Raw genomic sequence first — 5075 nt, forward strand, 5'->3', positions numbered from 1 at the left:
AATGAAGAAGGTGCTGCTCATGGCGAATCCTCGGATGACGTTTATGCCTACAGCATCGACTCCACCTGCCTACGACATCTTGACCAGGATCAACGCCCGACCGTGATAAAGTCACCGTCCAGCCGATTTCGAGTAGACCCGCCGCAATGAAGGATTTCCAGGATATTGACGCCCACCTTGAAGACTGGAATGCACTGAGCAGCAGCACCGCCTTCAGTGGGATTCTGATCGGCAATGGCGCCAGCCGCACAATTTGGGAAGACTTTGCCTACGATTCGCTGTTCGAAAACGCGCGCACCGTCGAAGAAAAACCCCTGAGCCCATCCGAACTCAGCGTGTTCGACGCCCTGCAAACCCGCAGTTTCGAGCAGGCCCTGGGCGCGTTGAAGACCACCAGCCGGGTCAACAAGGCCCTGGCGGTCAGTTCGGCAGCGCCGCGCAATCGCTACTACGCGATCAAGGAAGCGTTGATCAACACCATCCACGCCGTGCACATTCCATGGCGCCTGGTGCAGCCGTCGACGCTGGCGACGATCAACCAAGCGCTGAAGAACTACACAACGGTGTTCACCAGCAACTACGACCTGCTCAACTACTGGGCGATCCTTCACGCGCCGGGCATCGACGACCTGTTCAACAGCGCCGACGCCAGTTTCGACCTGCGCCACACGCGCACCGATGCCACGCGCATCCTCTACCTGCACGGTGGCCTGCACCTGGTGCGCAACCTTGACGGTACCGCGCGCAAATTGCCGACCACCGAGAGCACCTTGCTCAGCAGCTTTGCGATCAACAACACGATCAAGACCCTGGATGACGTGCCGCTGTTTGTCAGCGAAGGCAAGGTGGAAGAAAAGCTCAAGACCATTCGCAGTTCGGACTACCTGTCGTTCTGCTATGAACAGTTGTTGAACCATGAAGGCGCGCTGTGCCTCTTTGGCCATGACCTGGGGCCGCAGGACAAACACCTGGTGGATGCGCTTCGCCAGGCCAGACTGACGACACTGGCGATCTCGGTGTCGGGGCGTAGTGACGGGTTTATCCGCCAGCAGAAACGCCGGTATTCGCAGCTGTTTGATGGCAGCGGTGTGGAGCTGAAGTTTTTTGCAGCGCGCACGCATCCGTTGGGCAACCCTGCATTGTCGGTGCCCGTCGAACGCTAATCGCCTGAACAACGCAGATCAAATGTGGGAGCGGGCTTGCTCGCGAATGCGGTGTGTCAGTCAACGTAACTGTAACTGATCCACCGCATTCGCGAGCAAGCCCGCTCCCACATTGGGTTCCGCGTGACGCGCAGCTGATCACCGCCACCGCCATGCAGGCCAGCACGCGTCTACAGGGCCGTCAGGTCTTGTCTTTGATGGTGCTGCTGGGGCCGTTGGTCTTGGCGCTCGCAATGCCATTGTCGCGTGCCGCTGTCGAGGAATACTGCTCGCTGCTGCCGATCACCTGGTGATTGGCGGCCTTGAGGTTGAAGAACGGTTGGCCATTGCTGGCGACTTTTTTCTCATAGCGCTCGTCATTCGGGCTATTGGCCTGAGCGGAAGCAATGCCGCCTTCCGCGGCGCTCCGGGTGGCGTAAAGCTCGCTGGTCAAAATAATTTCGGCGTTTGCCGCCTTCAGCACAAAGCGGAATTGCCCGTCGCCGCTTTTACTCAACTCGTACCATCCAGACATGCTGCTCTCCTTTTGAGTAGGCCTTTGCAAACTCGCTCGTAGGATTAAAGGCTATGCCAGGCGTATTTCCAGTCTTGTCTCGGAGCAGAGCATTTCCAGATGGCGCGCAAGCTGCTGCGTGATCACCGGCGTAAACAGAAGGTGCGAGACACCGTGCTAGCGTAGAAACCCGCACTTGGCCCCTGTGGGCGCCGGGCTTGCCCGCGCTGCAGGCGCCTCGGTGTGCCTGCGCTCACACAAGGTCAACTGTACGGATAAATCCGCACCCAGCTGTAGGCCCTCAATCGGCGGGGGTTGTGGCTAGATGGGCGTCCTTTGAAACCCTCTGGATTTCGGATCCCGCCCATGAGTTCGCGCGAAAACACCGGCATGGCCCTCGGCCTGCTGGGCGTCATCATATTCAGCCTGACCCTGCCCTTCACCCGCATCGTTGTGCAGGAAATCCACCCCTTGCTCAACGGCCTGGGCCGCGCATTGTTCGCGGCGCTTCCAGCGGCGGCGCTGTTGCTGTGGCGCCGCGAGCGCTGGCCGACCTGGCGCCAGGTGCGCGGGCTGTGCCTGGTGATCGCCGGGGTGATCCTGGGCTTTCCGGTGCTGTCGGCCTGGGCCATGCAAACCTTGCCGGCGTCCCATGGCGCGCTGGTCAACGGCCTGCAACCGCTGTGCGTGGCGCTGTATGCGGCGTGGCTGTCCCATGAGCGGCCGTCCAAAGCGTTCTGGGCCTGTGCCGCGCTGGGCAGTGCGCTGGTACTGAGCTACGCATTGATTACCGGCGCAGGCAGTATTCAGGCTGGCGATCTGTTGATGCTCGGCGCGATTGCAGTGGGTGGCCTGGGGTATGCCGAAGGTGGCCGACTGGCCAAGGAAATGGGCGGCTGGCAGGTGATCTGCTGGGCGCTGGTGCTGTCGACGCCGGTGTTGATCGGCCCGGTGTGGTACCTGGCGGCGCAGCATCAAGGCGCGATTTCGATGCGCACTTGGTGGGCGTTCGGCTATGTGTCGCTGTTTTCGCAGTTTCTGGGCTTCTTCGCCTGGTACGCCGGGTTGGCCATGGGCGGCATTGCGCGGGTCAGCCAGATCCAACTGCTGCAGATTTTCTTCACCATCGCGTTTTCGGCGCTGTTCTTTGGCGAACACATCGAACCGATCACCTGGCTGTTTGCCTGCGGGGTGATCGTGACGGTGATGCTGGGGCGCAAGACGGCGGTGCAGCCTGCGCCGGCGCCAAAGGTTAGTGTGGTCTAAATGTGGGAGGGGCGGTGCGACGGTTCGACTTGCCCCCTCCCACATTTGATTTGCGGCGTTCTCAGGCCAGGTAACCATCCGCACGCAACAGGGTTTCCAGGCAGTGCTCGGTGATGTGGTAGAACGCCTTCAATTCCTGGATTTTCTCCAGCAACTGAGCATTGTCCAGCGGCTCGGCGCGTTTCACGGCCAGGATCATCTTGTTCTTGTTGGTGTGGTCCAACGAGATGAACTCGAACACCTTGGTCTCGTAACCGCAGGCTTCCAGGTACAGCGCCCGCAGGCTGTCGGTGACCATTTCCGCTTTCTGACCAAGGTGCAGGCCGTATTGCAGCATCGGTTTGAGCAGCGCCGGGCTCTGGATCTGCAGGCGAATCTGCTTATGGCAGCACGGCGAGCACATGATGATCGACGCGCCGGAGCGGATGCCGGTATGGATCGCGTAGTCGGTGGCAATGTCGCAGGCATGCAGGGCGATCATCACGTCCAGCGCACTGGGCGCCACGCTGCGCACATCACCGCATTTGAACACCAGCCCGGGATGCTCCAGGCGCGCGGCGGCGGTGTTGCACAGGGTCACCATGTCTTCGCGCAGCTCTACACCGGTCACCTCGCCCTCGGCCTTGAGGGTATTGCGCAGGTAATCGTGGATGGCGAAGGTCAGGTAGCCCTTGCCTGAACCGAAATCGGCGACGCGCACTGGTTGGTCGAGCTTCAAGGGCGACGAGGTCAGCGCATGGCTGAACACTTCGATGAACTTGTTGATCTGCTTCCACTTGCGCGACATCGACGGGATCAGCGCCTGCTTGGCGTCGGTCACACCCAGGTCGGCAAGGAACGGCCGGCTCAGGTCGAGGAAGCGATGCTTCTCGCGGTTATGCTCCGCCGAGGGCGTTTCACGCAGCTGCTGCGGCTTGCTCTTGAACAGCGAGCTTTTGTTTTTCTTGCTGTATTCCAGCTGGGCTTCGTCGGTCAGTGACAGCAAATGCGCGTTCTTGAACGAGGCCGGCAGCAGCTCGGCAATCGCCGCCACCCCGTCGGCCACGGGAAGGTTCTTGGTAATGTCGCGGGTCTTGTAGCGGTAGACGAAGGACAGGCACGCCTGCTCCTTGACCGTCACCGGCTTGATGATCAGCCGTTGCAGGTCGGCCTCGTCACCGACGTACTTGGCCAGCACCAGCTTGATAAAGGCGTTCTGCGCGAGGCTTGCGCTCAGCAGTTCGATGAACTGGGCGTGATGATCCGGTTGAGCGGTGACAGACATGAACAAAAACGCCTCGGGCTGGAAATGCCGGGCATTTTAGGGGGGATAAGGGTTTAGGGCACGGGGTTATTTGATCAGTGGTCAATTCGACAGACCACTGGAGAACCAAATGTGGGAGGGGGCTTGCTCCCGATGGCGGGGCATCAGTCACAGATGAGCTAGCTGACCCACCGCTATCGGGAGCAAGCCCCCTCCCACATTTTTGCTCAGTGTTGGCTGGGCTACTCGAGTACGACCAACCGGTTTGGCAGTTCATTACGGGTTTGGGTGACCGGCACATGCACCTTGAGCAACTCGCCACAGGCGTCAATGCAGGCAATGAACCCGGCCAGGGTCTGGCCCTGTTTTACCTGCTGGGTGAAGGCGGTGACGATGCCATCCCAGCTGCTGTCGTCCAGGTGTTTGGAAATGCCTTCGTCCACCAGGATTTCCACATAGCGCTCCGCCTCGCTGACAAAAATCAGCACCCCGGTGCTGCCCAGCGTGTGATGCAGGTTCTGCTCCAGGAACTGGCGCCGCGCCAGGTTCGACGCGCGCCAGTGGCGCACCGAGCGCGGGATCAACCGCGTGGTCACCTTGGGCAGGCGAAACACCAGGCACAACACGATAAACGTCGCCCATTGCGCCAGCAGCAAGGTGTACATGGTCAGGTAGCCCGACAAGTAATGCACCACTCCGGGCACCACCAACGCGATCAGGCTGGCCCACAGCAGTGGGATGTAGGCGTAATCGTCGGCGCGGGCGGCCAGCACCGTCACCAGTTCGGCGTCGGTCTGTTGCTCGACGCGGGCAATGGCCTCGGCGACCTGGCGTTGCTCGTGTTCACTCAGTAGTGCCATGGTTGTAGATGCTCTGTTTTCGTTATTGTCATTACCAGCCGCCCGAAGCC

5 protein-coding genes are annotated in these 5075 nt (G+C 60.5%); 2 read left to right on the forward strand and 3 right to left on the reverse strand.

All coding sequences use genetic code 11. From position 1 onward, the window contains the following. Positions 1–146: 146 nt before the first annotated feature. Positions 147–1163 carry a DUF4917 family protein gene (locus tag GIW02_RS26795; protein WP_236418669.1) on the forward strand — a complete coding sequence of 339 codons (1017 nt, stop codon included), beginning with the start codon at positions 147–149 and terminating at the stop codon, positions 1161–1163. Positions 1164–1344: 181 nt separating this feature from the next. Here the strand turns inward: GIW02_RS26795 and GIW02_RS26800 are convergent, their stop codons facing one another. Continuing rightward, positions 1345–1677 (reverse strand): YegP family protein, encoded by a 333-nt coding sequence (locus tag GIW02_RS26800; protein ID WP_236419758.1) that lies wholly within the window; start codon positions 1675–1677, stop codon positions 1345–1347. 345 nt (positions 1678–2022) lie between these two features. Between GIW02_RS26800 and GIW02_RS26805 the strand changes: the two genes are divergently transcribed. Next, entirely contained in the window at positions 2023–2922 is a 900-nt protein-coding gene (locus tag GIW02_RS26805; RefSeq protein ID WP_236419756.1) for a DMT family transporter, read from the forward strand. 61 nt (positions 2923–2983) lie between these two features. Here the strand turns inward: GIW02_RS26805 and GIW02_RS26810 are convergent, their stop codons facing one another. Both GIW02_RS26810 and GIW02_RS26815 read right to left on the reverse strand, forming a co-directional pair. Next, on the reverse strand, positions 2984–4186 hold the full coding sequence (locus tag GIW02_RS26810) for a class I SAM-dependent methyltransferase (RefSeq protein WP_236419754.1): 1203 nt from the start codon (positions 4184–4186) through the stop codon (positions 2984–2986). 221 nt (positions 4187–4407) lie between these two features. Further along, positions 4408–5025 (reverse strand): TPM domain-containing protein, encoded by a 618-nt coding sequence (locus GIW02_RS26815; protein ID WP_236419752.1) that lies wholly within the window; start codon positions 5023–5025, stop codon positions 4408–4410. Positions 5026–5075 lie beyond the last annotated feature (50 nt).

It is taken from the genome of Pseudomonas syringae (genome assembly GCF_021606685.1).
Classification (GTDB): domain Bacteria; phylum Pseudomonadota; class Gammaproteobacteria; order Pseudomonadales; family Pseudomonadaceae; genus Aquipseudomonas; species Aquipseudomonas syringae_R.